Raw genomic sequence first — 26,818 nt, 5'->3', positions numbered from 1 at the left:
GGCAGGACTTTAATGCGCAAAAACTTTTATCGTCGAACGCTGGCGTACGCTCTAAGGCGTCACACGTGCGACCGCGCCCTGGGCCTGGTCCAGCCAGCTTTGGGAAGGTGGTACCTGGGCTTCTAATGCCTGCGAGGCTTTGAGTATCTCGATCAAGTCTTGAGTCGTGGCGGTGCTCGCCGTCAATGCAGGCGGCACCGGCAAGGCTTGCACCGCTTCTGACGCAGCGCCGGTCTCAACGGTAAAGGCGCGAATCGCCTCCAGCCCCTCAAGCATCGGCAGTGTCAGGCCGGTGACACGGTCAAACGCACGGATGCTGGGGAAGTCCACCTTGCCGCGAATCACCGGCGTGCCCAGCGACGGGACAACCAGCCCGATCAGGTAGCGTGGGTTGCGGCGTCTGATCGTCAGGCCAACACTGGCGACCGCCAACCCCACGCCCACCACGCGTTCGGCGGTGACCAACAGCGATAGCGGGTTATTGGTTTCAGTGTCGAAAAATATGCCGCGATAACGAAAGGAGTCGCTGAAAATTTCCCGTTCATTCAAGGCCGCGTTCATAAACCAGGCGCGCGAGTCGTGCACGTGTTCATCAAACATCTGGATGATCGGGTAGACTTTGTCGTTTAACGATTTGCCGTCTGCGCCGAACAAGTTGGCGTAGTTCATCTCGCCGGCCTCGCGCAGGTCGGCATAGTGCTGGGCTTCGTCTTGCGCGTTGGTCATGTACACAAGGCCACCGACCAAGGTGTTGGCAAGCGTGCCAAGGCTGAACAGTTCACCGGCTGGCCAGGTCCATTCCGGCACATAATCGCGCCGAAAATCGGCCATGGCGTTGAGCAACTGGCGGCAATCCAGGTTCGGTTCATACACTTTGCTGGTGTTAAAAGCACTTGAGGCGCGGGCGCCGGTGCGACGTTCGTAGTTCAGCTTGATCAGTTGATTATCGTTTTGCGTGGCCAACTGACGTTCAGACCAGACCGGCGCCGGGGTGCCCGCGCGGTTGGCGGCATCTTCCTCAAGTTGCAGGCTGTGTAAGGCTTCAAAGGCGGCGACTTCCTCGGCGGTCATGTCTGCCGCGGGGCCGTTTTTCATCAGGCGGGCGTAAAAGTCGGTGTGTTTGGCACGGCCCTTGGCATAACGGCTGATTCGCCAACCGGTGATATGCCCGGCTTCGCGGGCCATGACCGCTTCCAACGGGCCGTTGTCCATGGCGTCGAGCCAGATGTTGAAGCGTTCGATGAGTTGGGGGCCTACGTCGTACTCGTTTCGAGTTTCACCATCCATAACTCGCCAAGGCCAGCGCGCTGCTAACTCACTCCCGAGCGCATCTTTGGGAGCCTGCAACGGCGCACCAATTTTGTAGGCCTCACTGTACATATGGTGCAGAGCGAGTTGCGACAACACCATATGGCCGCCCTCGGCGGCCTTGCCTTGGTCGCCCGGCGGGTAGCCGCCGCCAACGTCGGAGTGCATGCCGGGGTAAATGTATTCCGCCGTGCCCTGGCGATAGGTAGACGGGCAGTTTGGATCGTCCGGGTTGGCTTTGCGCCGAATCGAGTCGACAGGGAAACAACTGCGCTGTTCGTGGGCCGCCACCAAGTGCACGCAGTGTTCAAGAAACGCCTCGGAGTCCGACAGACGCATGGCGCCGTCGGCCCAACCCATATGCCCGGCAGCAAACGGCACCAGGTACGGAAGGCCGACCGAGGCCACCGTGTCGAATAGCCCCATGAACACAATTTTAATCGGCAGCCCGACAAACAAGTAGCAGGTTTCACCTTCCACCTCGACCTTGGTCAGGGCTTCAAGCCAGGTCGCAAACGCTCGCGCCTCGGCGGCTCCGCGTGAAAAACCATAAATAAACAAACGTATTGCCATGATTTTAGCGATCGACTTGGCTGTATGGGCTGCGTCAATTTGGCTTTTAAGTTCCGCCAGCGGTTGGGCCAACACCTCTCGGCGGCGCGTATAGCTGTTTTTGAATATCGAAGCGCCGAGCGCGTCCTCGGTAAGGCTGGTACCCATTTTTTGCACAAGGGCGTAGGCATCAGGCACTTTCAATGGTTTCTCGTCGCATGCCCTTTTCAGCGCATCGATCAAACGGGTCAATCCCCAGTTGATCCGGTTTTCGCCTCCTGTCGACATGGTGAGCCCTTGGCTATCAGGTTTAAACTCGCCTATTTCTTTAAACTCGGTGCCAACCCCCGGCATGTAGTAGCGGTAAAAACCTTCTCTCTCTTCTGCATCGTCACCAGAACCTCCCAGGCTTGCATGAAACAGGCGAGCCACATTGGTCGTGGTTGAAGGCAATGCGAGGCTGTCTGACGGTTCATGGTTGTTGGTGCCGTCAAAGCAAAGTGTAATCGTCACGATCTTCATACATGGCGGGCCTGGATAAACCAGTCCAGCCGCACGGTGTGCGTCCATCGACTGTTGTTCAAACGGGTAATAGGCTTTTTTTTGCTCCCGATAATTACGCAAGACATCCCCTCGTGTTTGTGGCAGCAGCCCACCCATTTCGAAATCGGGAGTCGGACTGAGAAATTCCGCAGCAGGCTTTTTGAGTTGTGGGTTCATGGCTTCGGGCACGTGGCTGGTTCCATCATTTTTTCAGGAAAGTGAAATGGGTAATCTGAACGACCGGGATAAGTAGTGCCCGCCGATACAGCAACTTGGTTACACGGTAAGAAATGCACGTTCACCAAGCCCAAGTCTTCATATGGCACCACAGCCACAACCGCACGATGACGGGTGTATTTGGCCGCATGCAGTTTGTAAGCAGCCCTGTAGCCATCTGTCCCAAGCGGAGGCCAATTTACATAGTCATGCGGATTTGGGTCTTTCTCCCACTCCACCACCACGGTCAAACCGGGATGCCACTTCACCGGAAGCGGCGCGCAGCACATTTGCCCGCCCCCATATCCATAAGGAGCCAAATTCGGTCCGCCATTACCATTCACCGAGAACCGGTTAATAGCCGCCGAGGTATGGCTATAGCCCTCGATTGGCGTGCCTAATCGTTCAGGCTGCGGCTGCGTACATCCCAGCAGCGAAACACCGCTCATTAACATCAAGAGGGGTAAACGGCTCATAAAAGGGTTTCGGGAAGCGTGAACATCAGTGGACGATGTTCGCTCAGCACGCTGGCGATAAAATCTTCGTGATGCGGCCTTTCCAACTGGGTGCGACTGATATCCAGATGGGCTGTGATCAGGCAGCGAATCATGGCCTCGCGTGAAGTGAACCCATGTTCATTTGGCGTTTTTTCATAGTCGTTAAACCACCGAAGCGCGGCGCTCACGGCCTGCAAGTGCGAAATTTGCTCGTCGGTCAGGCTCATCCCGGTCAACCTGTTCTGGTTATCCAGAAGGCTGTCGAACCCTGAAACGCTGGCGGCCTTGTTGTCCTGGTCGATCCAGTGCCACTGGATGACCGGGGCGTTAAAAAGCGCTCGTTGACGGGGATCAAGCTGATCGTAAAAGTGCCTGAACAGGCGCGTGTCGTAATAACGCAGCACCCCGGAGCGGGTGCCTTTGCTCCAGGTGGCTTGGGTAGCACTGCGCAAGTGCGCGGCCAGTTCCGCAAAAGGCCAGCGACTGATAAGTATCAGCGCACAAAAGTTGGAGTAGACCGCGTCAAGCAGCGCCGCAACTGCAGCGCGCTGTTCCTGGCTGGCCAACTCAATGCGCAACAGCACGGGGCCGTACTGCGCCAATGCATGCTCAGGCGTTTGCTCAAATAACCAGGCGCACGACGGTGCAGGTGTCAGTTCAAGCAGTGTCTGCAACAGTGGTGCGGGCAGCGCTGCGCAGTTGATCAACACATCCAGGTGATCAAGCTGTGCGCTGCGCGCCTCTGCCATCAAATGGTTCAGCCAATCCTTAGCGGTCGGTAACATGACCCTTCCTTAAGCACAAAAAGAGGGAGCAAGACGCGATGTACAAGCCTTAGCCTGCGCGAGCTCAAATTTCGGAGCACGCTACCAATAAGGAAAAAAATTTGATGTAGGATGCTTCCCAAGTACCTGTGGTATTCGTTGTATAGATCGAATACTCGCCATGTCGCTGGAAGGCAGTTAAGTTGCGAGCAACGCCAAGCCCTGAAGTAAGTCTATTTCAGCGTCTGGCTAAACTTAATATTCCCAAACATACCTCACCTCCTCCAGCGTCACCCCGCCACGCACCAGCGTGCGGCGGCTGCCAGATTGTTCTTTTCCTCCGAACGCCTGATAAAAGCGGACAGCTCTTTGATTCCCGGCTAACACCCATAACGTAATATTTTTATAACCCTGATCAAGCAAACGCGTTAAACCTGACGTCCACAATTGGCCGCCAATACCCTTACCCCAATAGTCTGCCAACAGGTAAATAGCCATGACCTCCCCCGTTTCGACTGTGGGTTTATCTTCATCACGGCAAGGCCCAACCGACACCCAACCCACAATATTTCCATCGACTTCGGCGACTAATACGTCAGCGTCCTTGCGTTCAATTGAAGCAACCCAATGAGCTTCTCTTTTAGGCAGCGTCGCCGTCAGCGAGGCTAAAAAATCAGCCGGCATCAGCTCAACATAAGCGTGTTGCCAGCTACTGACATGAACCTGAGCGATGCGCTTCGCATCCCCAGGTTGTGCATCACGAATCATTATTCAAACCCTCACCGGTGCGCGGTCTTAAACAACGCTTTTGCTGCAGGGCAGCGGCCGTGTTCCAAACTATTCAACAAGCTTGACTCATTGATGACAGTCGCTGCCGCTGCACCGCCAAGGCCGTCACCTCAACGCAAGCACCAACCGCTCAAGCCCGATGCCAAAACCGGCACCTTCCCGGTAGGCACCGCCGCCAACCACTTGCTGCTGCGCACCGAGCGTGGGGCAACGCACCTCGAAGCCATTGCCTTCGAGGTAATAACTCAGCCCACGCTTCACCGCCAGATTGAGTTCATAGTCCAGGCCCAGCGTATCCAAAAAACCGGTACACAGCGCCTGACTGCGCTGTAATGCGAGCGCTGGTTCAGGGCTGAGAATCTCGAGCCCCAGCTGGGTGAATTCACGATAGCGACCGGCTTGCGGGCGCTCGTACCGGTAACACCGTGCCACGTAGAAAAACACTGCTTCGCGCCGCCCATCGAGCAGTTGCGCATTACGCTCCTGGAACAACGCGGTGGCCTCCGGGATCAGGCAACATTTGCGCCCGGCCTTGTCATCAAAGGCCCACATTTGCCCGATGATTTCACTGCCGCCGGCCTTTTCGATGAACGTGTCCTGGCCCCACAACGCGGGCACGATGGCTTCTTCAGCGCCCGCTTCGATGAAGATAACCCCGAAAACGGCCCTCTACTTCGCGCATCGCTGCAGCTTCTTTGCCGGTCACAATTCGGGTACCACGTAGCATTGTCATGTGTTGAATCTCCATTTTTTACAGGCAATAAAAAAGGCGCCATGGGCGCCTTGGGGTGGGTTCAGTGAGTGATCAGCGAGGCTGTTCAATCAGTGAGCGCAAGCAACCACGGCACCTTGGGCAAGGTCCGTGGGGGTGATGGCGGTTGCTGTGCGAAAATTCAGTCATGGGCGATCTTTGCACAGCCGCCGGAAAAGTTACAAGCGGGTTCACGCCAACAATTGCGTAATCCACCGCGCTTGCCGGGCCACTTCCTGCACCTTTTGTTCAGGCACGGCGTGTCGGGCCTGCTCAAAGCTGGCCAGGGTCTTGTGCTTCTGGCGCAGCATGCGTTGCCACTTGGCCAGAAATTGCGGGGTGCGCGCCTGCATTTGCAGTGGGCCGAAGTAGAGTTGTTCGGCGGTGTAGGTAACAGGCGCCGCGCGCTCGGCGACGATAATCTCGTAGTAGAACCGGTTTTCCTGCAGCAGCTCTTCGCGCAGGATCTGGTAGCCGTTGCCCATCAGCCATTCACGCAAGGGTTGCTCGCCGCCGTTGGGTTGCAGGATCAAACGTTCCTGGCCGCTGAGGTGCGCCTTGCCGCTGTCGAGGATCTCGCGAATTGTCTCGCCACCCATGCCGCACAGGCTGATCGCCGTGATCGCATCGCACGGCGTGATCGCCGCCAAACCATTCGCCAGACGCACACTGATGTGCGGCTCCAGGCCGTTGTCGCGCACCGTGCGTTGGGCCGCGTGAAAGGGCGTGGTTGCCACCTCCCCCGCCACCGCCGCCGCGATCACGCCGCGACGCATCAACGCCACCGGCAGGTAGCCGTGGTCCGAGCCGATGTCGGCCAAGCGCGCGCCGGCGGGCACGTTTGCCGCCACGCGTTCCAGGCGCAGGGAAAGTGTGTGTTGGTTCAACGTTTGTTCCTTATCAACACGAAGTTATTCACCCGAAAAACGATCCCGGCTGTTGGTCAGGTGCAACACCATCGCCGCCCGCGCCGCATCCGGGTCCTGGCGTTTGATTGCATTAAAGATCGCCTCATGCTCCAGGTTCGCCAACTGCCCCAGCTTGGCAAAGTCGGCACCGCCACGCTCGTCACCTTTGACCTGCGTGCGCGGAATCATTGCGTTGCCCAGGTGCAACATGATTTCAGTGAAAAAGGTATTGCCGGTGGCCTCGGCGATCAGTTGGTGAAAGCGTTTGTCCTCTTCCACGCAACTGTCGTTATTGGCCAGCGAGGCCTGGTAGTCGGTCAGCGCCGCGCGCATACGTGCAAGCTGCTCATCACTCCTGCGCAGGGCGGCCAGCGCCACGGCCTGCACCTCCAGGCCCAGGCGCAACTCAAGCATGCTGCGCACACTGGCAACTGTGTCCACATGCAAACGCAGACCCGACTGCGGTTGCTGCGCCAACACAAAGGTGCCGATGCCGTGACGCGTCTCCACCAACGCTGACGCTTGCAGCTTGGAGATAGCTTCGCGGACCACGGTGCGGCTCACGCCATGCTCACGCACGATGGTGGATTCTGACGGCAGCTTTTCGCCGGGCTTGATTTGCCCGAGCAGGATGCACTGGGTCAGCGCCTCGACCACGCCTTGGGCGAGGTTGTTGGAGCGTTTACGCACAGGGTTTGCGTTTTCAATGGGCATCGTTGCGGGTCCACGCGGTTGGGCAGGAGCGAGCTTAACACCCCGCCCGGCGGCGAGGCCTGAGGTGATTCAAAAAGCCTTAAACTTGTATGACAAGTAGGCTTTATCATGGGTGACCTAGCAAATGTCCCGCTAACGCATCCTCGCACACACCCCACCTCGACGCGCGCTTTAAACCCAATAAAATAGGGTACATAACCAGAATACCTGAAGCAGATGCCGCCTTATAAGCATAAAAATACGCTACACAGGATTGCGGACCTGAGAAATCCACTTGTATGATGTCATTCAACAAAACAGCAAAAACCCGCATAAAAATAATCAAGGGGAGTTTTGAATTGTGAACAATTCAAACCATGTATCTGCCGCTCCAGAAAGTGCTTCGGTGCTCGCGCGTGCCGTGAGCAAAGTGAAGGGCCATGTGCTCCCACTGTTCGTGGTCATGTTTATCCTCAACTACATCGACCGGGTCAATATCGGCTTTGTGCGTACGCACATGGAGCATGACCTCGGCATCGGCGCTGCGGCCTATGGTTTCGGTGCCGGGCTGTTCTTCATCGGCTACGCGCTGTTCGAAGTGCCTTCCAACATGCTGCTGCAAAAGGTCGGTGCGCGAATCTGGCTGACCCGCATCATGTTCACCTGGGGCATCGTCGCCACGATGATGGCGTTCATCCAGAACGAAACCCACTTTTACATCCTGCGTTTTCTGCTCGGCGTGGCCGAAGCCGGGTTCTTTCCGGGGGTGATTTACTACTTCACCCGCTGGCTGCCGGGCGTTGAGCGCGGTAAAGCCATCGCGATCTTCCTCAGCGGCTCGGCGGTTGCGTCACTGATTTCCGGGCCTTTGTCCGGCGCCCTGTTGCAGATCGAAGGGTTCGGCTTCCATGGCTGGCAATGGATGTTCGCCCTCGAAGGGCTGGCCTCCGTGGCACTGGGTTTCTTTGTATGGTTCTGGCTGGACTCCAAGCCGCATGACGCCAAATGGCTGACCCGCGAAGAACAAGACGCGCTGGTGGGCGCTATCGACCAGGAACAGCGCGAGCGTGAGGCGCTGAGCAGCGTGAAGCCGACGTTGGGCAAGTTGCTCAAAGACCGCCAGATCCTGCTGTTTTGCGCGTTGTACTTCTGCATCCAGCTGACGATTTACGCGGCGACCTTTTGGCTGCCGAGCATCATCAAGAAGATGGGTGATCTGAGCGACATACAAGTCGGGTTCTTCAACTCGATACCGTGGCTGATTTCGATCATCGCCATGTACACCTTTGCCTCGCTGTCGGGCAAATTCAAGTTCCAGCAAGCCTGGGTCGCCGCAGCGCTGTTGATCGCCGCAGCAGGCATGTTCATGTCGACCACCGGCGGGCCGATCTTTGCCTTTGTGGCGATTTGCTTTGCGGCCATCGGGTTCAAATCCGCCTCGTCACTGTTCTGGCCAATCCCGCAGGGCTACCTGGACGCACGCATCGCCGCCGCGGTGATCGCGCTGATCAACTCCATCGGCAACCTCGGCGGTTTTGTGGCGCCCACCACCTTCGGTTTCCTGGAACAAACCACCGGTTCGATCCAGGGCGGCCTGTATGCACTGGCGGGCACCTCGGTGCTTGCCGCGATCCTGGTGTTCTTCGCCAAGACGTCACCCTCTGCGGTGCTGGCAGCGCCGAATGTCGTGCCCACAGCCGCCATCAGCAAACCCCTTTAAGCTTTTCAGGAGCGAGCCATGAATACTTCAAAATCACCTGTGATTACCGATTTCCACGTCATCCCGGTGGCGGGCCACGACAGCATGCTGCTCAACCTCAGCGGCGCCCATGGGCCGTTTTTTACGCGCAATATCGTGATTCTCAAGGACAACGCCGGCAACACCGGCGTGGGCGAAGTACCCGGTGGCGAACGCATCCGCGAAACCCTGGAAGACGCGCGCAGCCTGGTGATCGGCCAACCTGTCGGCCAATACCAGCGCATCCTCAATCAGATGCGCACTACGTTTGCTGCTCGCGACAGTGCCGGCCGAGGCCTGCAAACCTTTGACCTGCGCATTACCATCCATGCCGTCACCGCCGTGGAGGCCGCACTGCTCGACTTGCTCGGTCAGTTCCTCGAAGTGCCGGTGGCCGCCTTGCTCGGCGAAGGCCAGCAGCGCGATGCGGTAAAAATGCTCGGCTACCTGTTTTACGTGGGTGATCGCACGGCCACCCGTTTGGCTTACCGCAACGAGGCTGACGCCGACGATGACTGGTTCCGCTTGCGTCACGAAAAAGCCATGACCGCCGAGGCTGTAGTGCGCTTGGCAGAAGCGGCCAAAGCCAAATACGGCTTCAACGACTTCAAGCTCAAGGGCGGCGTATTGAGTGGCGATGAGGAAATCGAAGCGGTCACTGCACTGGCCGAACGCTTCCCCGATGCGCGCATCACACTCGACCCGAACGGCGCCTGGTCACTCAAAGAAGCGATCCGCCTGTGCCGCGACCAGCACCATGTGCTCGCCTACGCCGAAGACCCTTGCGGCGCCGAAAACGGCTACTCGGGCCGCGAAGTCATGGCTGAGTTCCGCCGTGCTACCGGCCTTAAAACGGCAACCAATATGATCGCCACCGACTGGCGCGAAATGGGCCATGCGATCCAGCTGCAATCGGTCGACATTCCGCTGGCCGACCCGCACTTCTGGACGATGCAGGGCTCGGTGCGGGTTGCGCAGATGTGCAACGACTGGGGTTTGACATGGGGTTCGCACTCCAACAACCACTTTGATATTTCGCTGGCGATGTTCACCCAGGTAGCCGCCGCCGCACCGGGTGACATCACGGCCATCGACACTCACTGGATCTGGCAGGACGGCCAGCGCCTGACCAGGCAACCGCTGAAAATCGAAGGCGGCTACGTGAAGGTGCCTGCCAAGCCTGGCTTGGGCGTGGAGATCGACATGGACGCCGTGGCCAAAGCGCACGAGGTGTACAAAGGCATGGGCTTGGGCGCGCGCGATGACAGCGTGGCCATGCAGTTTTTGATTCCGGGCTGGACATTCAATAACAAGCAGCCGTGCCTGGTGCGTTAACGGGTGTCAGCCGCAAGGTGTTGAGGCTGCGCCAATAAAAAGCGCCCTTGAGGGGGCGCCTTTAAGATCAGCGTTGGCGGGCTACTGGCCGTTTCGCTCTCGCCATTTTTGAATGTCGGGCGCTGCCATTGGCTGCACAGTCAGCTCCACGCCTAACGCCAGCATCAGCTTCTGAACCGTCTCATAACGCGTTTTTGCACCGCCTTTCAGGGTTTTATACAGGCTTTCACGATTAACCCCCGCCGCCTCGGCCACCTTGTTCACGCCCTGCGCCTTGGCGACCTCGGCGAGTGCTTTCATGAGTACCTGCGGGTCTTGCGACTTCATGCTCTGCGCCAGGTAGGCGCTGATGGTTCGCGGGCTGTCGAGGAAGCGTGACGCTTCATAGACGCGTGTACCGGATGTATCAAGATCGAGGATCGGCATGTCCTCGGGTTTGAATGTCGACTCACTCATTTCATTGACCTCTCAGGGCATCAAGAATCTCTTTTGCCCGTTGAATTCCTCGCTTCTGGTCGGTCTTATCACTCCCCCAAAGCATCAGGTAAGCGGTGATACCGGTGCGTACAAAGTAGATTCTGTAACCTGGCCCGACGAAAACACGCATTTCACTCAGGCCATCGCCTACGGGCTCGCAATCGCCAAAATTGTTTTCTTCGGCACGGTCCAACCGAGCCAGAACCGCTGTTTTCCCCCAAATATCCCTCATACCGTCGAGCCACGTATCAAACTCCGGCGTCCTGCCAATCAAATGGGTCACAACTTCACCTGTAGCCTACTGGCTACCCCTTGCAGATGCTAGTTAATTATTAATTCCGGCTAGAACCGGAATCAAAACCCTAGCTAACCCCTGCAGGGGCGGCCGTTGAGTACTATTAGCGGTTGTTTCGTATGCGTTTAAAGCGTCGGACCGCGGTGCCTGCATCGCGAGCAACCCCGCTCCCACATTTTGTGGGTCGGTGCGTGTTAGGGGTTACTGGCTCACGAATGCGAGCACGCGTGCGAGCATCTGGTCGCACGCCGCCAGTTGCTCAAGGCTGATGAACTCGTCCGGCTTGTGGCCCTGCTCCATGCTGCCCGGCCCGCAGACTACGGTGGGAATGCCAGCCTGATCAAACAGCCCGCCCTCGGTACCAAAGGCCACGCTGCCGAACGCCTGAGAGCCGCAGAACTGCGCAACCCATTCGGCAGCCTGGCTTTGCAGCGACGTCGCCAGGCCCGGGTAACTCGACAGCTCAGTGAAGCTGATCGCGCATTGCGCGCTTACCGCCTGCATCGCGGGCAGCAGGGTGTGCTCGGCGTAACGGCTTAACTGCGCCGCCACCTGCCAAGGGTCATGCGCGGGCAGCGCGCGCACTTCAAAGTCAAAACTGCACTGTTGCGGGACGATGTTCAGCGCCTTGCCGCCGGTAATCACACCGGTTTGCACCGTGGAAAACGGCGGATCAAAACGTTCATCCCGTTGCTCAGGCACCTTGAGCCCTTCGCCAAGCCGCACCAGCTCGCCGATCAACCGCGCGGCATATTCGATGGCATTCACGCCCGTAGGCGCATAGGCCGAATGGCACGCCGCGCCGTGCACTTCGCAGCGCATCGCCAACTTGCCTTTGTGGCCCAGCACCGGCTTGAGTTCAGTGGGTTCGCCGATCACACACAGCAGCGGCTTGACCGGTTGCGCGTGAAACCGCTCGATCAACGCGCGCACGCCCAGGCAGCCGACCTCTTCGTCGTAGGACAGCACGATGTGCACCGGCATGCGCAATGGCGCCTGCACCAACGCCGGCACGCAGGCCAGTACACAGGCGATATAACCCTTCATGTCTGCCGTGCCACGGCCGTACAACTTGCCGTCTTTTTCGCTGAGTTCGAACGGCGCCATCGTCCAGCGCTGGCCGTCCACCGGCACTACATCGGTGTGCCCCGACAACACGATGCCGGGTACATCTGCCGGGCCAATGGTCGCCAGCAGGTTGGCTTTGCTCTTTTGCGCGTTGAACAGCAGTTCACAGGCCACCCCGTGACCTTGCAAATACGTGCGCACAAAGTCGATCAACGCAAGGTTGGATTCGCGGCTGGTGGTGTCGAAGCGCACCAGGTGCGCCAGCATGTCGCGGCTGGCGTTCAACGCTCATCTCCCGGCACGGCATAGCCGGGCGCGCTGTGCGGGTTGAGGGCGCGGTCGATGTAGTCTTGCAGTTGCCCGCGATAGGCGTGCCAGAGTTGCACGAGTGCGCCGATGGGGTCTTCATCGGCCCAGTCGACACGCAGGTTGACGACAGGCCACAGCACCTCGTCGACCACCACCAGCGCCGCCGAGTGCACCGGCCCGGCTTCACCGCCTGCGGTCAAACCGGCCTGCATGGCCGCGAGCAAGCGCTCGGCGAGAGGCCCCGCGGTGGTCTCGAACACACGCACCATCGCCTCGATCACGCAAGGGTTGGCCAACATATTCCCTGCCGCCACACACTGCTCACCGCTCAGCGCATGATGAATGCCAAGGGTTTTTGCGCCGCTGAAATGCGCGGTGCGGCCCTGGTTATCAATCACCGTGACCTGGCGATATTCGCTGTGGTCCTGCCCGGCGAACACCGCCGCCAATGCATCACTGGGCGCCAGGCCCTGTGCCAGTAAATCCAACACCTGCGGGCCCAGGCTCGGCAAGGTAATGTTCTGCGACGCCACCGCGCCCACACCGGCACGCAGCCACGGGCAACGCGCGCCCACGGCAATGCTCGATGAGCTGATCGCAATGCCCAACTGGCCGGTGTCGGCGCAACGCGCAACAATCGAAAACGTCATGGTGAGTTCCTCAGTCGAGCACTGACGGGTCAGCGTCGATCATCAACTGCTTCATTTCTTCAAAATGCTGGCGTGAGAAGTCCGCAATGCCTTCCCAGCCGCGCGCGGTTTTTTCTGCGACTTCGTCGGACAACACCCGCAGCGGCTGCCCGGTGGACCACGCCGTCACAAGAATCTGGCACGAGCGCTCCAGGGTCCAGATGTCATCAAACGCCTCAGCGATGGAGCCTGCCGTGACCATCACGCCATGGTTGCCCATCAGCAGGCGGCTTTTGCCGTCGAGCAAGCCGGCCAGGCGCGCGCCTTCGGCTTCGGTATCGGCCATGCCGCCATACAACGTGTCCACCGCCACGCGGTTGAAATAGCGCGCGGTGTTCTGGTCGATCGGTGGAATATGCGGCGTCGCCAGGCACGCCACCGCCGTGGTGTAGACAGGGTGCAAATGCAGCACCGCGCGGGTGTGCGGCAACAATCGGTGGATCTGCCCGTGGATCGACCAGGCGGTGGCATCCACCTGCGGGTTATCGGCACACGCGGGGTCGTCAGCGTTCAACAGCAACAGGTCACTGGCGCGAATGCGCGAGAAGTGTTTCCACTTCGGGTTAAGCAAAAACTGTTTGCCATCGGCCGACACCGCGGCGCTGAAATGGTTGGCCACCGCCTCGTGCATGCCCACGTGCGCAATAATCCGAAAGGTCGCCGCCAGGTCGATGCGCGCCTGCTCTTCGAGGGATAACGCCATGAATCGGTCTCCGCAGGGCGCGACCGCAAGGCTGCGGCCGCGCGGTTGGCTTACTGGGGCATCAGCGCCGCGATGTCGGCGTCGGTCGGCGCCTGGAAGTTGTACTTCTTCAGCAAGGCTGCGTATTCCGGGGTGGCGCGGTATTTTTCGAGGCCGTCGAGCAAGGCTTTTTTCACCGCGTCATTGCCCTTCTTCACGCCGAAGCCGTTGAGCACCGGGTAGATCAAGGTGTTTGAGGAAATCACCACACGGCCGCCAAGCTTTTCGATAACCCCACGCGCCACGGCGGCGTCGGTGATTTGCGCTTCCACCGCGTGCGCCAGCAACGCTTGGGTGGTTTGCGGGTCGGTGCTGTACTCGCTGATTTCAATCGGCTTCATGCCCTTGGCCACGCAGTATTCATCCGACAGCTTGCGCATCTGCGCCAGCCACGAGGTCGCGCCCATCGAGCCGAGCTTGTGGCCGCAGAACTCTTCCGGCGTCTTGGGCTGGTAGGCGCTGCCCTTGAGCGTGAGGATCGACTCACCGCTTTTCAGGTAGGGGATCATGTCGATGACTTTGACCCGCTCGGCCGTGATGTACATCGACGAGTTGGTGAGGTCAAAACGCCCGGCTTGCAGGCCGGTGATCAGGTTGGGGAAGCGCGTGTCGAGGGTCTCGACCTTGCGCCCCATGACCTTGCCCAAGCCGTCCATGAACTCGATATCAAACCCCGCCGGTTTGTTGTTATCCATGTACTCATACGGAAAGAAGGTCACGTCGGAACCGGCGATGATCTTGCCTTCCTGCTGGAACGCCGAAGCCGCCAACGAGGTCATGGCAACCGCTGCGCCGAACAGGCACACGGCAAGAGGACGAACACTGTTACGAAACGCTGTCATGGTCATTACCTGCAAGGTTTTAGGAGGTTAGGCAGTGGCGGAGTCTTGACCGGCCTGTTGCACGAAGAACGACGCGCCACGCGGTTTCTGCGGCAAGCGCAGCTGGTTTGCGGTGGAGCGCACCACGCCACTTTCGGCACCGGCTACCAGCAGGCCGGCGTGTGCGCTGGGCAGCGGATTTTCGCCGAACGGCAGCGCGTCTTCAGCGGCATACACGCTGATGAAAAGCGTACGCGGGTGTTCGGTTTCGTTAGGGCTGGAAGCGTGTAAAAGACGCGTGTGCATAAAGCACACGGAACCTGCCGGGCCGTAGCAGGCGACCGGCCGCTGGCAATGCTCTTCGACCACCGCATCGTCGACCGCGCCGGTGAAACGCTGGTGCTGCCAGTGCGACCACAGCGGGCCTTTGTGGCTGCCGGGGATCAAATTCAGCGGGCCGTTTTGCGGCGTGACGTCGCTGACCATCAGCAAGGCGGTGACGATGTCGTCATTGCTGTGCGGCGTGAACAAAAAGTCCTGGTGCCACTTCACCTGAGTCGCGGTGTGCGGCAGTTTCGAGTTGATTTTGCTGTGATGAAAACGCGTGCCGCCAGCGCCGATCAACTGCGCAGAAATCGCTGCCATCCGCGAGTGCAACGCCACCTGTTCATACACCGTGGAAATCTCGGTGGGCGAACTGACCCGGCGCAACGACGGGTGATCGGGGCGGTGATCGCCTTCCAGGTCAAACCGCGCGCGGCCATCCACGGTAGCGCCCCAACCCTCGTTGTGGCGGCGGCTCTCGTCTACCCACTGGTCGAAGTCGTGCTGCAACGCGGCCACTTCGTCCACCGACAGCACGCCTTCGACCACCAAAAACCCGTCGCGCTGGAACTGTTCGATTTGCGCTTGCTCGATCATGTTGTGTTTCCTCAACGTTAAAGGGTCACGCCAGCGAGACGTCCTTGAGGAACGCCTCCACGCGTGGGTTCTGGCCGCTGCGCAATGCGTCGGGCGTGTCGTCGCACACCACGCGCCCCTTCTCCATGAAGACGATGCGGTCGGAGACCTTGAAGGCGAAATTCATCTCGTGGGTGACGATCACCATGGTGATGCCCTCCCCGGCCAGCGCCTCGATGACTTGCAGCACTTCGCTGACTTTCTCTGGGTCGAGCGCCGAGGTGGGCTCGTCGAACAGCATGATTTGCGGGCGCATCATCAGCGCACGGGCAATCGCCACGCGCTGTTGTTGGCCACCCGAAAGCTGGTGCGGGTACTTCCAGGCATGGTCGAGCATGCCCACCTTGTGCAGCAGCGCATACGCCTGTTGCTTGAGTGCGTGGGTGCTTCCCAGGCGATGGTATTTCGGCGCCATCAGCAGGTTGTCGAGCACGCTCAGGTGCGGGAACAGGTTGAAGCTCTGGAACACCATGCCGATGTTCAAACGGTGCTCGGCGTGCTCGACGTACCGGGGTTTCTGCGCGCCGGCTTTGTTCAAGTGAATAAACGGCTGGCCGTTGATTTTTATCTCGCCATTGTCGAGTTGCTCAAGGCCGTTGAGCAGGCGAATCAGTGTGGTTTTACCCGAGCCGGACGGGCCGATCACCGAGACCACTTCACCCGGCTGCACCTGCAGGTTGACCGAGCCCAGAACCTCGATGTCGTTGTAAGCCTTGTGCAGCCGCGTGGCGTGCAGCGCCGCCGCCCCGCTGCTGGCCGGGCGTTGCAAGGCGCCTTGGTGTTGGGTAGCCAGCGCCAGCACCGCCGCGTCCGGCACGCGGGACACGTTGCGCTGGTTGACGTCGAGAAAGCGCTCCAGGCGTTTGAGCAGGAAGTCGAACACGGTGACGATAAACACGTAGAAAAACGCCACCGCCGCCATGGTTTCGATCACCAGAAAGTTCTGCGAATACAGGCGTTGGCCGACCATCAAAATCTCGGTCAGCGAGATCACCGACACCAGCGAGGTGAGCTTTACGATAGAGATGTACTCGTTGGCCAGCGACGGCAACGCCACGCGCAACGCCTGAGGGATGACCACGCGCCACTGGGTGCCGAAGAACCTCAACCCCAGCGCCCGCGCGGCTTCGCCCTGGCCTTTGGGGATCGAGAGCAAACCACCGCGATGGATTTCGGCGACATACGCGGTCTCGCAAATCACCAGGGCCAGCAAGCCGGACCAGAACGGGTCGGCCAGCACCGCCGAAGTACCGGGCAGCGCTTGGGGCAAGTTGTAGATAAAGATCAACAGCACCAGCAGCGGCAGGCTGCGGAACAACCAGATATAGCCCCGCGCCGGAATGCTCAGCAGCGGCTGTTTGGATTGTTTGGCCAGGGCCAACAGAAAACCCAGCGCAATGCTCAACACCCAGGTCAGGGTACTGAGCTTGATCACCGTCCACGTCGCACGCCAGAACTCGGCATCGGCGAGCAAACCAAACATGTAATTCCAGTCGAATGTCATCGTCGCGGTGCCTTGCCAAAAAAAAGAAGTCGATCTGCATCGATGGATTGAGAGTCGCGGGGGGAGGCACTTGGGGTCAATTCGTAAAACCCGGCCCAGTGAGTAGGCAGAACCTATGCAGGCGCAGACCACCGCTGATAACGCTACAGCGTCGAACTGAAAACAGCCCCAATGTGAGTCAGGTCAACGTGTGGAACAGGCGATGTGGAAGCAGGTGAAATGGATGAACAGATCAACTGTGGGAATCAACTGTGGGAGGGGGCTTGCTCCCGATGGCGGTGTGTCAGTTGCACCTCAGCTGGCTGATACACCGCCATCGGGAGCAAGCCCCCTCCCACATAAGCTCCCTCCCACATAAGCTCCCTCCCACATAAGCCCCTTGCCACATAAGCTGTTGCCACATCAGCCACTGCCACATCAGCCATTCCTGCATTTGCCTCTTTCCACAGTTGGCCTGCTGTGTTCCGGGAGATCCGGACTTGGCCAACATGGTGCGCGCTTGAGTTCACCCCGGCATCCGCGCAACTTTTTAGTGCAGGCTCAGCTCACATCGCTCAACACCCGCACCGCATGCGGGTCAAAAAAGCTCGGTGGGGCCATGCCGGGGATGTATTGGTCGGACACAAACAGGCGGCAGCGCTCGGCAAACGCCGACACCACGCGCGACAGTTGGGTGTTGCTCGCCGTGGCGTAACCCAGCCGCATCGGCCGATGCGAACCGGCCAGGCGCAAGCGAATCACGCGCTTACCGTCCTGCGACACATTGGATTTTGGCCGCGCATTCGCGAAGGAATAGCCAATGCCATTGCCAACCATCGCGCGCACCGTTTCGAGGTTGGTCGAGCGCATGATGATGTTCGGCGTGGTGCCCGCCTGCATAAACAAGCTGAGGAAATAGTCGCGGCTCCAGGGCGTGTCGAGCAGCACCACCGGGTACGCTTCAAGGTCTTGCATGCTGACCGCCGGCAAGCTCGCCAACGGATGATATTCGCCAACCATCACATACGGCGGCAGGTGCGCCAGCGGTTGGAAGTCGATGTCCGGGCTGGTCACCAGGTCATACGTCAGCGCGATGTCCAGCTCGCCGCTGCGCAGCTTTTCGAGCAGTTCCTCGTGGTTGCCTTCGGCTTGCGTCAGCCGAACACCGGGAAACGCACGGCCAAAACCAAACACCAATTCAGGCGTGATCATCGGCGCCAGTGACTCCAAACAGCCCACGCGCAGCGGCCCGCGCACGGTGTTCAACGACTCGGAGGCGATGGTGTAGAGGTTGCTCATCTGCTCCAGAATCAACTTGGCCTCTTGCATCACTTGGCGCCCCACCGCCGTGAGCGAAATGCCCTGCGCGTGGTGCCGTATAAACAGTTGGATGCCCAGCTCCGCCTCCATGTGGGTGATGGCCGCCGAGATCGACGGCGACGACACGTGGATGCGTTCAGCCGCCGCACTGATGCTGCCGGCCTCGCCGGACGCGACAAAATATTCCAGTTGGCGCTGAGTAATACGACTGAGCATCTCGCCTTCACCTCAACAATGACTGTACCGGCAGCGTTGCAGGGTTCGTGCCGGGTCACGCGCCGGGTCACGCGCTGGCCGATGACAGGCACCGGCTTCGGTTTTTCCTAAGCACTACCCTGCGCAAATGCTGGTTTCGCAAGACACCAGGCGATGTGAAGCTGGCTGTATCCCGCTTCCGACGAGTCGCCCGTTATGCCTACCCACACCCGCATCCGCATGTTCAACACCCAACAGACCTACCCCAACCAGGCGCTGGACAACGACCTGTGCCAGGCCGTGCGCGCCGGCAATACGATTTATGTGCGCGGCCAGATCGGCACCGATTTCGACGGCAACCTGGTCGGCCTCGGCGACCCGCGTGCACAGGCCGAGCAGGCGATGAAAAACGTCAAGCAACTGCTGGAGGAAGCCGGCTCCGACCTGTCGCACATCGTCAAAACCACTACCTACCTGACCGACCCGCGCTACCGCGAGCCGGTGTATCAGGAAGTCGGCAAGTGGCTCAAGGGCGTGTTTCCGATTTCCACCGGGCTAGTGATAGCAGGCTTGGGCCAGCCGGAATGGTTGATGGAAATCGACGTGATCGCCGTCGTGCCGGACGACTGGGCAGTATGAAAGCGGTGATTGCGCGTGAACCGGGCGGGCCTGACGTACTGCAACAGGTGCAGCGCCCTGAGCCGATAGCACAGGCGGGCGAAGTGCTGATTCGCGTGGCCGCCGCCGGGGTCAATCGCCCCGACCTGATGCAACGCAGCGGCGCGCCGATTCCGCCTGGCGTTACCGACGTGCTGGGCCTGGAAGCGGCGGGCATCGTGGTGGCCGTCGGCAGCGGCGTGGATGAATTTGCCCCTGGCGACCGCGTAATGGCGCTGCTCAATGGCGGCGGCTATGCCGAGTTCTGCGTGGCCGACGCCGCGCATTGCCTGGCGGTGCCGGTGGGCTTGTCACTGCAACAGGCCGCCGAGGCGCACCGGCTGCTGGAAGCCAACGCCAGCGTCGGCAAAGTCGTGCTCACCGTCGCGCAATAATCTGGAGTACCGCCATGCCTCACCGCGTGTTTTTTCTCAATGGCCCCAACGCCAACCTCTACGGGCTGGACACCAACGGCAGCTACGGCAGCGAAAGTTTCGCGAGCATCGAAGCACGCTGCCAACGCCACGCCGCTGCGCAAGGCTTGACCCTGGACTTTCGCCAGAGCAACCACGAAGGCGTGCTGGTGGACTGGATTCAGGAAGCCCGACTGAACGCCGACGCCGTGGTGATTAACGCCGCCGGGCTGAGCTACAGCTCGGTGCCGATCCTCGACGCGCTGCTGGCTTTCGACGGCCCGGTTATCGAGGCGCACATGAGCAATATCTGGAAGCGCGAGCGCTTTCGGCACCACTCCTGTGTGTCCAGGGCGGCCACCGGGGTGATCGCAGGCTTGGGCGCACTAGGTTATGAACTGGCACTCACGGCGGTCGCCGAGTTGCTAAAGCCTTGATGGATGTTCCAGACGATTTTTTACTTTTTCAGGAAGCCGCTATGTCAGTAGAAACCATCAATACGCTGGTCGTCGGCGCAGGCCAGGCCGGGGTCGCCATGAGCGAGCATCTTTCCCTGATGGGCGTGCCGCACATCGTGCTGGAGCGCCACCGCGTCGCCGAACGCTGGCGGTCGGAGCGCTGGGACTCGCTGGTCGCCAATGGCCCGGCCTGGCACGACCGCTTTCCGGGACTCAAATTCGAAGGCATTTCTCCCGAAGCCTTCCCGCCGAAAGAGCGCATGGCCGACTACTTCGAAGCCTACGTCGAGAAGTTGCAGGCGCCCGTGCGCACCGGCGTAGAAGTGCAACAAGTGGAACGCCACATCGGCCGCCCCGGCTTCAAGGTCACCACGTCGCACGGCGTGATCGAGGCCACCAACGTGGTCGCCGCGACCGGCCCGTTCCAACGGCCCGCCATCCCGAACATCGTACCCACCACGGCGCAGGTGCACCAACTGCACTCCTCTGCCTACAAAAACCCCGGCCAACTGCCCGCAGGCGCGGTACTGGTGGTCGGCGCCGGCGCCTCCGGTTCACAAATCGCCGAAGAACTGCAAAAGGCCGGTAAAACCGTGTACCTCTCGGTAGGCGAACACTACCGCCCGCCCCGCGCCTACCGCAGCCGCGACTATTGCTGGTGGCTGGGTGCGTTGGGCCTGTGGGACGAAGTCAAAATCCAGCCGAAGAAAAAGCACGTGGCCTTTGCGGTCAGTGGTTACGAAGGTGGCAAGACCGTCGACTTCCGCCGCCTGGCACACCAAGGCATCACGCTGGTCGGCGTCACGCAGGACTGGCACGAAGGCGTCATGACCTTCCAACCAGGCCTGTCCCAAAACGTGGCCGAAGGCGACCGCGCCTACTTTGATGTGCTGCGCGATGCGGATGCGTATATCGAGGCCAACGGTTTGCCGTTCCCCCTGGAACCCGACGCCTGGGAACTGCTGCCCGACCCGGCGTGCCTGGTGAACCCGATACTCAGCCTGGACCTGGCCGAAGCAGGCGTCACCACAATCCTCTGGGCGACCGGCTTCACGTTCGATTTCAGCTGGCTGAAAGTCGACGCGTTCGACGAAAAAGGCGAGCCGTTCCACAAACGCGGGATCTCGGCGCAGAGCGGGATTTACTTCCTCGGCCTGCCGAACCTGGTCAACCGTGCGTCATCGTTTATCTACGGGGTTTGGCACGATGCGAAGTACGTGGCCGACCATATTGTTTTGCAGAACGAATACATGTCCTACAACACGCCGTGATCGATTGAACTGCGAACGCCGGGAACGACGCGCTGCGCCTGTAAGTCTACCGGTCACTAATCATCGGTAAGGAACAGCGCAATGGACAAGACAATCACCGTGGATCAACTGGCTACCACTGACCTTAGATCCGTCAACGAGATATGGCTCGGCGGCACGCATACCCAGCTGTGCCTGTGGCGTGGCGAACAAGTCTTCACCCACGAAATGATGAGCGAAGGCACCCACGAGCAAAATATCCGACGCCTGTGCTTGCAGTTGGTCAACCCTGACGATAAGGCCGCAGTGGCCGCGGTTGAGTTGATCGCGCGCGAGCGCCTGGAAAAGCTCGGGAAGCAAGGCGAATTTTATCCGGCTGAGGAGGCTGACACATACCAATAGTCGCTCTGCGGCGCTGTTAAAACGATTACGACAGTGAATACCGCTACATGGGCAAACCATTGCCCGCCAAGCGGATCGTCTGCATAACCACTGCCCGCAGTTGCTGCAGGCGGCCGTCTGCAGATAAACCCTCAAGCCGGTGGCATGCACTTGGTCGCAGGCCTTGGCGCAGTGGACGACACCAGGTAGCGGTTGATGCGTCAGCAAGACCCACACGAGCCGTGTAAGTCAATAAACCCACGTACGTCAAAAGTCGTTGAAGTACTCATCTTCAAGCAGCATGTCTTCAAAAAAAGCACCAAAGGTGCCTGCCTGGTTGCGGATATGAATTTCCAATACCCATAGCTGGCTGCTTGGCGTGAATTCAATGTCGGACATTGCGCCACCGTAGACCGCAGAGTGGGGAAAATCTGAAAGCCTGTGGCCATTCAGGTCCAGATTCAACTGCCAGCCGCGACGCTCAGTGGCATCGACCGCGAACTGATAAAGCACTTTGCCCGTTGCTCCGGTCTTGAGCCAATGGTTGCGTACCTCATGGAAAATCGCTTTCGAATCAGCCGCGCAGCGTGTCTTTTCGGGGTCTGCGCCCGTTACAAACGTCTGACCGCCATCGCCCTCCCACTCTCGCCAGGTCGGGCCGATGTCGATGAAGAAAATATCGTCCTCACCCAGCACCCTGCCGGGCTGCGAAGGCGCGCCAAAGGTTTTGGTCGTATTTGCGCCAAACCTTACAAAAACACCGTGCCACCCTTTAAGCATCTCGCGCTCGGCCAGCACATCCTTGGCCAGTTCCAGCGCATCCTCTTCGACCATGCCGGGTTTAATTTGACGAGCGATGTCCAGGATTGCGTTCCGGGTCATCTGCCGTACGTTCAGCATGGTGCTCACGTTGTAATGTTGGCCAACAGCTTCCAGAGCGTCACGATCAGCTAAGTTCAACATGGGTGTTCTCCCGTTCCTGGGGTGAGTCGTGGACTTTCAGTGAGTAAAACCTGCATACCTTCCAAATCAGGGCTCAGGGCAATCTGACAGGCAAGACGGTCGTGGGGGCCGGCCCCTGGTAATGCACGCAGAAGCCGGGCTTCGGAACGCGTGGCCTCGGGCAATGCGTCAAACCACGTTTTGGGCAGCGTCAGCCGGCAGGTGCCGCACGACTGTTGGCCATTGCAGACGCCCTGGATCAGTTGAGCGTCGCGCAAAGCCAACATCAGCGTGCCCTCGGCGCGGACCCGCACAGGCACCGGAAACCGGCTGCGTGGACGTGTCACGTTGACTGTCAGTGTGGGCATGTCAGCCGCTTTCCAGACCCCGGCGGCAGCAAGCGGCAGCGTGTTCGACGCGCTGAAGGGGTCGGCGTAAAACCGCGATGCAGGCAAACCGTTGCGCTCGCCAAGCAACTTCGCGGCGGCGCTGACCATTTCGGGTTTGCCGCAGGCGACTACCCAGGCATGCGCCAGCGAGGTGTGCTGCGCCGAGGCTATGTGCTGGACATAACGCTTGTCGCCTGGGCTTTCGCGGCTAAGTACCGGAATAAAGTGAAACTGTAAATATCGCTGCTCAAGCGCCGCGAATTCGTCACGCAGATAGAGATCATCGCGCGATGGAACCCCCCAATACACGCGAATATCCTTGCCCTTCCCGGCTATCAGGGCATCCATGACCAACGCTCTGATGGGCGCGATACCCGTGCCGGTCGCCAGCAGGATGGCCTGCCCCGCTTGATCGAGTGAGTTGGGCCAAACGCACTGACCGAAAGGGCCGCGCACCTTCAACAGGCCCAACGCATCGGCGCCCTGCTTGACACGCTGCGAAAACCGCCCCTCTGCGTACAACTGCACATGCAGTTCCAACCGGCCATCGGCCTGCATGCCAGTGGCGGGAGAATAGGCCCTGCGTGTCCCATCGTTCAGTTCGACAGTGACGTACTGCCCGGCACGATAGCGAACTACGCTCGAACCTGCTGCGGGCACCAATTGCAGCACCGCCACACTCGCGCTGGCCTGCATTACAGCGACCGCACGGTAGGCATGAACCCCGAGATCGTGTTCACGCGCACGCATAGGGCAACCCCTCGTGCAGGAAACCCAGCCGGTTCATCGGCAATGCGCCCTGATGTGCCCTAACACCTCTTCATTGTCCTCAATAAACCCGAACGAACCACTGTGCTCCAGGAATGCCAGTTCGACGCGCGCGCACTGAAACCCAAGTTGAAGCGCCGGATATAACGCGCGATCAAAACGTCCGGCCAGTACCTTGGTCGGTGGCACCAAGTCGTCGAGCAACGGCCTGAAATCCGGGATCTGCAACAATTGCCCGCCAATGCTGAAATCAACATCGGCACCGCAAAACAGCGGATACAGCTCTGTATTGCGTGAGCCTGGCTCACTGAACAATTTGCTCGCGTTAGCCGGGTCATAAAACCTGACCAGGGTAGCCGCCTGACCGAACAGCGCTTGCATGCGCGGCGCTGTAGACACTTCACCCTGCGCGTGTAATTGGCTTATCTGCGCCCATACATGCGGCAACTGCGTGGCAATGACCTGATTGATATTCTCATGGTTCTGCTGCCACATCTGCGGGCTGTGCAGCGAGTTGCAAAGCAGTACGGACCGCACGAGGTCGGGCCGGTCCAATGCCACCTGCAGGCTGATCAGGCCACCGTACGAAAAGCCGAACAGATGCGCACCCTCAGGGCAAAGCTGGCTGATCAATGCCGTTATATCCAGCACGTCTTGCGCGAAGCTGATAGCGCTCAGGTCCTCCGGTTTATCGGAGCGCCCACGGCCATACAGGTCGACATAGATGACCCTGAAGTCGGCGTGCAGGGCGTCAAAGTGCGGATGAAACAGAGCGTGCGAGCCGGCCGGGCCCAGTCCACTGAGCAACATCAACGGCTGCCCGTCCCCTGCTTGCTCGACCCAAAGGCGCTTCCCACGTACCTCATGGAACATGCCGGGCGCGTGCTGTACCTGTGAAGTCGTCATGCAACCCCCCGTATAGTCTGTTGAAACACATAGGCTTCGGCCTGCCGAACAGCCTCCACATCCCTGGCAAGTTGCTGCGGGTCGTCGTTAGCCAGCACCACGAAGCCCAGTGCCAGGGTTGCGAACAGATCCTGCGTCGCTGGTACAGCCTGACCTTCCTTGACCTGAATGCTCGCATCGACATAACTGCGCAATGCGCCAAGGGCGTGCAGTTTTTCAAGATTGCTCGCGATGCAAGGCGCCAGCGCGCGGAAAAAAACCACCGTCATATGCTTAAGCAGGGTGAAGCGCTTGGGCGGTGTGACGCCTTGGGCAAAGTACCTCACTGCCCGATGAACCTGGCTGTCGCCCGTGGCGATGACGCACAGCGCCGGGTGCCCGCCGCCATGAGGCCTGGCGCCCAATTCGATCAGCCGTGGGCCATCGGCAGTCTGCATGATTTCAATATGGGCGTTGCCCCAGGCAATACCCAGCGCATCGAGTACCTGCTCGGCATAGGTGGCCAGGGTTTCAATGATCGGGGCGTCGTGGCTGACCCACTCCATCCGGTCATAGATGGCCATGCCATTGGCGTTGGCCAACTTGGTGTATTGGCAGACGCTGCACAAGGTGTGAACCCCTGCGTAACTGAAGGTATCGACGACGTACTCGGTACCGGCCAGGTACTCCTGAACCAGCACCCTGTCGTTGATAATGCCCAGGCGGTTGGGCTTATCGAGCAGCCGTGTAAAGGCCGTCTGCAAGCTTTGATCCGGGCTGACCTTACTGACGCCATCGGTACTTGCGCTTTTGGGTGGCTTGACCACGAGGTGCCGGTGGGCCAGGCCATTGTCAACGCGCCAACGTTGCACGCTCGCGAAGTCATTCGTGCATATCTGCTTCATCATCGGTACACCCGCCGCAGACGCCGCAGCCGCCATAAGGCCTTTGTCACGCCGTGCGAGGGCAAGCCCCGGCGCATTGGAGGCCTGGGGCAGCAGGAGGGGCGCAAGGCGTTCAGCAAGCTCCACCCCGGACTCGCAGCCGGTGAGCACGCAAATCGGCGAATAATCGCGTAACTCGTCAGCCAGCGCCTCCAGATCGGCGACAGGCGCTACGTATATCCTGAAGAAATCCTGCGGCCGATACGAGGCGGCATACACCTCTGGCGGTTCGGAGCACGACAGCACCGCAATCAGCCTGACACCCTCACGCGCAAACTCCTTGGCAAACTGATTTCCGGATGAATACGGATCGACAATCACGGCATAACGCTCAGGGGCGCGCGTCATGATACGGCCCTCGCCATTTCGCTGATTTTGCCGCAGTACCGCGTCCATGCGTCTTGCACTGTGGGGCTGAGCGCGCGTGCGCGGATGGCGGCATGAACCATGCCGGGCTCGATAACCAATTCGACATCAATGCCTTGACGTTGCAACGCTTGCGCATAGAGCTGTGCATCGATCGCCAGCGAATCTTTCTCCGCGCCCATCACATAGGCCTTGGGCAAACCGCTGAAATCACCGGCAACCAGGGGCGAGACGTAAGGGTGCGAGGTGGTCGACGGGTCCGGGGTATAGCAGGCCGTGTAGAACTCCATCTCGCCCCCGGTCAGCAGCGGCGCATCATCGCCGCCATTACGCCAGCGGGTAAAATCCAGTACGGGGCTTATCAGAGCCTGGCCCGCAAGCGCAGGGCCATTGCGGTCACGCGTCATCATTGCAACCACCACCGCCATATTGGCGCCCGAGCTGTCGCCGGCCAGGATGATTTTGTTTCGGTCGATACCCAGGGTATCCGCCTGTGCGTGAGCGTAGAGCAGCGCGTTGTAACAATCTTCCAGTGCAAACGGGAATGGGTATTCCGGTGCCAGCCGGAAGTCGACGGCCATGACTTTGATACGGGATTTTGAAGCGATTTCCGCCGCGACAGAATGGTGGGTATCGAGGGACCCCATGACAAACCCGCCGCCGCGAATATAAATAACCAGCCCCTCAGTCATCGGCTGCGACGGTTCGTAAAGCCTGAATCCAGGGTGCGCGTCACCTTCGGTGACGTTGTGTTGTGACCAGTGCACATCAAGCGGCAGCGCATAAGGAAACTCGACCACAAGGCTCTGGTACAGACGGCGCTGGTCCTCCATCGCATAGGTGAAGAAATCGGCAGGCATAACCGCGTTACAACGATCAACGAACTCTTCGATACCCGGTGCGTAAGTCATC

General features: G+C 59.6%; 28 protein-coding genes. 7 read left to right on the top strand and 21 right to left on the bottom strand.

What is annotated here, in order from left to right; genetic code table 11:
- Positions 1-51: 51 nt before the first annotated feature.
- The 7 genes from AO240_RS07485 to AO240_RS07455 all read right to left on the bottom strand — a co-directional run bounded on the left by AO240_RS07485 (position 52) and on the right by AO240_RS07455 (position 7,042).
- Complete coding sequence (locus AO240_RS07485) at positions 52-2,382, bottom strand: DUF2235 domain-containing protein (RefSeq protein WP_256585884.1); 2,331 nt, start codon at positions 2,380-2,382, stop codon at positions 52-54.
- A gap of 194 nt (positions 2,383-2,576) precedes the next feature.
- Positions 2,577-3,095, bottom strand: coding sequence for a DUF3304 domain-containing protein (locus AO240_RS07480; protein WP_256585883.1), 519 nt, complete (start codon positions 3,093-3,095; stop codon positions 2,577-2,579).
- Positions 3,092-3,901: a DUF4123 domain-containing protein gene (locus AO240_RS07475; protein ID WP_099235864.1), complete on the bottom strand. Its 810-nt coding sequence runs from the start codon at positions 3,899-3,901 to the stop codon at positions 3,092-3,094. The genes AO240_RS07480 and AO240_RS07475 overlap by 4 nt, the downstream gene beginning before the upstream one ends.
- A 234-nt stretch (positions 3,902-4,135) precedes the next feature.
- Positions 4,136-4,648, bottom strand: a complete 513-nt coding sequence (locus tag AO240_RS07470) for a GNAT family N-acetyltransferase (protein WP_099235862.1) — start codon at positions 4,646-4,648, stop codon at positions 4,136-4,138.
- 126 nt (positions 4,649-4,774) lie between these two features.
- Entirely contained in the window at positions 4,775-5,320 is a 546-nt protein-coding gene (locus AO240_RS07465) for an ATP phosphoribosyltransferase regulatory subunit (protein ID WP_099235860.1), read from the bottom strand.
- 291 nt (positions 5,321-5,611) lie between these two features.
- The gene (locus AO240_RS07460) at positions 5,612-6,307 is read right to left on the bottom strand and encodes a tRNA (adenine(22)-N(1))-methyltransferase TrmK (RefSeq protein ID WP_099235858.1); all 696 of its coding nucleotides are present in this window, start codon (positions 6,305-6,307) and stop codon (positions 5,612-5,614) included.
- Between the two features lie 24 nt (positions 6,308-6,331).
- A complete protein-coding gene (locus AO240_RS07455; RefSeq protein ID WP_099235856.1) occupies positions 6,332-7,042 on the bottom strand; it encodes a FadR/GntR family transcriptional regulator in 711 nt (236 codons plus the stop codon).
- A 340-nt stretch (positions 7,043-7,382) separates the two neighbouring features.
- On the opposite strand from AO240_RS07455, the gene AO240_RS07450 reads away from it, so the two are divergent.
- Together AO240_RS07450 and gudD are read left to right on the top strand one after the other, a co-directional pair.
- On the top strand, positions 7,383-8,741 hold the full coding sequence (locus AO240_RS07450) for an MFS transporter (RefSeq protein ID WP_099235855.1): 1,359 nt from the start codon (positions 7,383-7,385) through the stop codon (positions 8,739-8,741).
- A gap of 18 nt (positions 8,742-8,759) precedes the next feature.
- On the top strand, positions 8,760-10,094 hold the full coding sequence (gene gudD, locus AO240_RS07445) for a glucarate dehydratase (RefSeq protein ID WP_099235853.1): 1,335 nt from the start codon (positions 8,760-8,762) through the stop codon (positions 10,092-10,094).
- Between the two features lie 81 nt (positions 10,095-10,175).
- On the opposite strand, the gene AO240_RS07440 is transcribed toward gudD, so the two are convergent.
- From AO240_RS07440 to AO240_RS07400, 9 genes are all read right to left on the bottom strand, one after another.
- Entirely contained in the window at positions 10,176-10,550 is a 375-nt protein-coding gene (locus AO240_RS07440) for an addiction module antidote protein (protein WP_099235851.1), read from the bottom strand.
- Between the two features lies 1 nt (position 10,551).
- Positions 10,552-10,854: a type II toxin-antitoxin system RelE/ParE family toxin gene (locus AO240_RS07435; protein WP_099235850.1), complete on the bottom strand. Its 303-nt coding sequence runs from the start codon at positions 10,852-10,854 to the stop codon at positions 10,552-10,554.
- A 213-nt stretch (positions 10,855-11,067) separates the two neighbouring features.
- Positions 11,068-12,219, bottom strand: a complete 1,152-nt coding sequence (argE, locus tag AO240_RS07430) for an acetylornithine deacetylase (protein ID WP_099235848.1) — start codon at positions 12,217-12,219, stop codon at positions 11,068-11,070.
- Positions 12,216-12,893 carry a DUF1028 domain-containing protein gene (locus AO240_RS07425; RefSeq protein WP_099235846.1) on the bottom strand — a complete coding sequence of 226 codons (678 nt, stop codon included), beginning with the start codon at positions 12,891-12,893 and terminating at the stop codon, positions 12,216-12,218. The genes argE and AO240_RS07425 overlap by 4 nt, the downstream gene beginning before the upstream one ends.
- Positions 12,894-12,903: 10 nt before the next feature.
- Positions 12,904-13,635 (bottom strand): class II aldolase and adducin N-terminal domain-containing protein, encoded by a 732-nt coding sequence (locus AO240_RS07420; RefSeq protein ID WP_099235844.1) that lies wholly within the window; start codon positions 13,633-13,635, stop codon positions 12,904-12,906.
- A gap of 50 nt (positions 13,636-13,685) precedes the next feature.
- Positions 13,686-14,516 (bottom strand): ABC transporter substrate-binding protein, encoded by an 831-nt coding sequence (locus AO240_RS07415; protein WP_099235843.1) that lies wholly within the window; start codon positions 14,514-14,516, stop codon positions 13,686-13,688.
- 27 nt (positions 14,517-14,543) lie between these two features.
- On the bottom strand, positions 14,544-15,416 hold the full coding sequence (locus AO240_RS07410) for a phytanoyl-CoA dioxygenase family protein (protein WP_099235841.1): 873 nt from the start codon (positions 15,414-15,416) through the stop codon (positions 14,544-14,546).
- A 25-nt stretch (positions 15,417-15,441) separates the two neighbouring features.
- Positions 15,442-16,959 carry an amino acid ABC transporter permease/ATP-binding protein gene (locus AO240_RS07405; protein ID WP_099235839.1) on the bottom strand — a complete coding sequence of 506 codons (1,518 nt, stop codon included), beginning with the start codon at positions 16,957-16,959 and terminating at the stop codon, positions 15,442-15,444.
- A 540-nt stretch (positions 16,960-17,499) separates the two neighbouring features.
- Positions 17,500-18,474 carry a LysR family transcriptional regulator gene (locus AO240_RS07400; protein WP_099235837.1) on the bottom strand — a complete coding sequence of 325 codons (975 nt, stop codon included), beginning with the start codon at positions 18,472-18,474 and terminating at the stop codon, positions 17,500-17,502.
- A 195-nt stretch (positions 18,475-18,669) separates the two neighbouring features.
- Here AO240_RS07400 and AO240_RS07395 point away from each other — a divergent pair, with 195 nt between their 5' ends.
- From AO240_RS07395 to AO240_RS07375, 5 genes are all read left to right on the top strand, one after another.
- Complete coding sequence (locus AO240_RS07395) at positions 18,670-19,092, top strand: RidA family protein (protein ID WP_099235825.1); 423 nt, start codon at positions 18,670-18,672, stop codon at positions 19,090-19,092.
- Positions 19,089-19,505 carry an alcohol dehydrogenase catalytic domain-containing protein gene (locus AO240_RS07390; protein WP_371918603.1) on the top strand — a complete coding sequence of 139 codons (417 nt, stop codon included), beginning with the start codon at positions 19,089-19,091 and terminating at the stop codon, positions 19,503-19,505. The genes AO240_RS07395 and AO240_RS07390 overlap by 4 nt, the downstream gene beginning before the upstream one ends.
- A 14-nt stretch (positions 19,506-19,519) precedes the next feature.
- Positions 19,520-19,960, top strand: coding sequence for a type II 3-dehydroquinate dehydratase (locus AO240_RS07385; RefSeq protein WP_099235823.1), 441 nt, complete (start codon positions 19,520-19,522; stop codon positions 19,958-19,960).
- Between the two features lie 41 nt (positions 19,961-20,001).
- Positions 20,002-21,252 (top strand): NAD(P)/FAD-dependent oxidoreductase, encoded by a 1,251-nt coding sequence (locus AO240_RS07380; RefSeq protein ID WP_099235822.1) that lies wholly within the window; start codon positions 20,002-20,004, stop codon positions 21,250-21,252.
- 81 nt (positions 21,253-21,333) lie between these two features.
- Complete coding sequence (locus AO240_RS07375; RefSeq protein WP_058411893.1) at positions 21,334-21,633, top strand: hypothetical protein; 300 nt, start codon at positions 21,334-21,336, stop codon at positions 21,631-21,633.
- Positions 21,634-21,879: 246 nt separating this feature from the next.
- On the opposite strand, the gene AO240_RS07370 is transcribed toward AO240_RS07375, so the two are convergent.
- The 5 genes from AO240_RS07370 to AO240_RS07350 are packed head-to-tail and all read right to left on the bottom strand — an operon-like array spanning position 21,880 to position 26,817.
- Positions 21,880-22,575 carry a M24 family metallopeptidase gene (locus AO240_RS07370; RefSeq protein WP_099235820.1) on the bottom strand — a complete coding sequence of 232 codons (696 nt, stop codon included), beginning with the start codon at positions 22,573-22,575 and terminating at the stop codon, positions 21,880-21,882.
- A complete protein-coding gene (locus AO240_RS07365; protein WP_099235818.1) occupies positions 22,569-23,693 on the bottom strand; it encodes an FAD-binding oxidoreductase in 1,125 nt (374 codons plus the stop codon). The genes AO240_RS07370 and AO240_RS07365 overlap by 7 nt, the downstream gene beginning before the upstream one ends.
- A 33-nt stretch (positions 23,694-23,726) precedes the next feature.
- Positions 23,727-24,617, bottom strand: a complete 891-nt coding sequence (locus AO240_RS07360; protein ID WP_256585882.1) for an alpha/beta fold hydrolase — start codon at positions 24,615-24,617, stop codon at positions 23,727-23,729.
- A complete protein-coding gene (locus tag AO240_RS07355; protein WP_256585881.1) occupies positions 24,614-25,936 on the bottom strand; it encodes an ATP-grasp domain-containing protein in 1,323 nt (440 codons plus the stop codon). Before AO240_RS07355 ends, AO240_RS07360 begins: the two co-directional genes overlap by 4 nt.
- Entirely contained in the window at positions 25,885-26,817 is a 933-nt protein-coding gene (locus tag AO240_RS07350; RefSeq protein WP_099235814.1) for an alpha/beta hydrolase, read from the bottom strand. The genes AO240_RS07355 and AO240_RS07350 overlap by 52 nt, the downstream gene beginning before the upstream one ends.
- Between the last annotated feature and the right edge of the window lies 1 nt (position 26,818).

Origin of the sequence: Pseudomonas sp. ICMP 460, from assembly GCF_002723595.1 — a bacterium.
GTDB classification, from domain to species: Bacteria; Pseudomonadota; Gammaproteobacteria; order Pseudomonadales; family Pseudomonadaceae; genus Aquipseudomonas; species Aquipseudomonas kitaguniensis.
Note: the sequence above shows the minus strand (reverse complement) of the source record. Positions and strands in the feature narration are given on the sequence as shown.

Coding starts and splice junctions, on each gene's coding strand:
- AO240_RS07375 (WP_058411893.1), top strand. CDS start 21,334: ATGGACAAGACAATCACCGTGGATCAACTGGCTACCACTGACCTTAGA.
- gudD (WP_099235853.1), top strand. CDS start 8,760: ATGAATACTTCAAAATCACCTGTGATTACCGATTTCCACGTCATCCCG.
- AO240_RS07470 (WP_099235862.1), bottom strand. CDS start 4,648: ATGATTCGTGATGCACAACCTGGGGATGCGAAGCGCATCGCTCAGGTT.
- AO240_RS07420 (WP_099235844.1), bottom strand. CDS start 13,635: ATGGCGTTATCCCTCGAAGAGCAGGCGCGCATCGACCTGGCGGCGACC.
- AO240_RS07365 (WP_099235818.1), bottom strand. CDS start 23,693: ATGCGTGCGCGTGAACACGATCTCGGGGTTCATGCCTACCGTGCGGTC.
- AO240_RS07455 (WP_099235856.1), bottom strand. CDS start 7,042: ATGCCCATTGAAAACGCAAACCCTGTGCGTAAACGCTCCAACAACCTC.
- AO240_RS07385 (WP_099235823.1), top strand. CDS start 19,520: ATGCCTCACCGCGTGTTTTTTCTCAATGGCCCCAACGCCAACCTCTAC.
- AO240_RS07400 (WP_099235837.1), bottom strand. CDS start 18,474: ATGCTCAGTCGTATTACTCAGCGCCAACTGGAATATTTTGTCGCGTCC.
- AO240_RS07370 (WP_099235820.1), bottom strand. CDS start 22,575: ATGTTGAACTTAGCTGATCGTGACGCTCTGGAAGCTGTTGGCCAACAT.
- AO240_RS07410 (WP_099235841.1), bottom strand. CDS start 15,416: ATGATCGAGCAAGCGCAAATCGAACAGTTCCAGCGCGACGGGTTTTTG.
- AO240_RS07350 (WP_099235814.1), bottom strand. CDS start 26,817: ATGACTTACGCACCGGGTATCGAAGAGTTCGTTGATCGTTGTAACGCG.
- AO240_RS07390 (WP_371918603.1), top strand. CDS start 19,089: ATGAAAGCGGTGATTGCGCGTGAACCGGGCGGGCCTGACGTACTGCAA.
- AO240_RS07485 (WP_256585884.1), bottom strand. CDS start 2,382: ATGAAGATCGTGACGATTACACTTTGCTTTGACGGCACCAACAACCAT.
- AO240_RS07480 (WP_256585883.1), bottom strand. CDS start 3,095: ATGAGCCGTTTACCCCTCTTGATGTTAATGAGCGGTGTTTCGCTGCTG.
- AO240_RS07475 (WP_099235864.1), bottom strand. CDS start 3,901: ATGTTACCGACCGCTAAGGATTGGCTGAACCATTTGATGGCAGAGGCG.
- AO240_RS07425 (WP_099235846.1), bottom strand. CDS start 12,893: ATGACGTTTTCGATTGTTGCGCGTTGCGCCGACACCGGCCAGTTGGGC.
- AO240_RS07405 (WP_099235839.1), bottom strand. CDS start 16,959: ATGACATTCGACTGGAATTACATGTTTGGTTTGCTCGCCGATGCCGAG.
- AO240_RS07380 (WP_099235822.1), top strand. CDS start 20,002: ATGTCAGTAGAAACCATCAATACGCTGGTCGTCGGCGCAGGCCAGGCC.
- AO240_RS07355 (WP_256585881.1), bottom strand. CDS start 25,936: ATGGACGCGGTACTGCGGCAAAATCAGCGAAATGGCGAGGGCCGTATC.
- AO240_RS07415 (WP_099235843.1), bottom strand. CDS start 14,516: ATGACAGCGTTTCGTAACAGTGTTCGTCCTCTTGCCGTGTGCCTGTTC.
- AO240_RS07440 (WP_099235851.1), bottom strand. CDS start 10,550: ATGAGTGAGTCGACATTCAAACCCGAGGACATGCCGATCCTCGATCTT.
- AO240_RS07360 (WP_256585882.1), bottom strand. CDS start 24,617: ATGACGACTTCACAGGTACAGCACGCGCCCGGCATGTTCCATGAGGTA.
- AO240_RS07395 (WP_099235825.1), top strand. CDS start 18,670: ATGCCTACCCACACCCGCATCCGCATGTTCAACACCCAACAGACCTAC.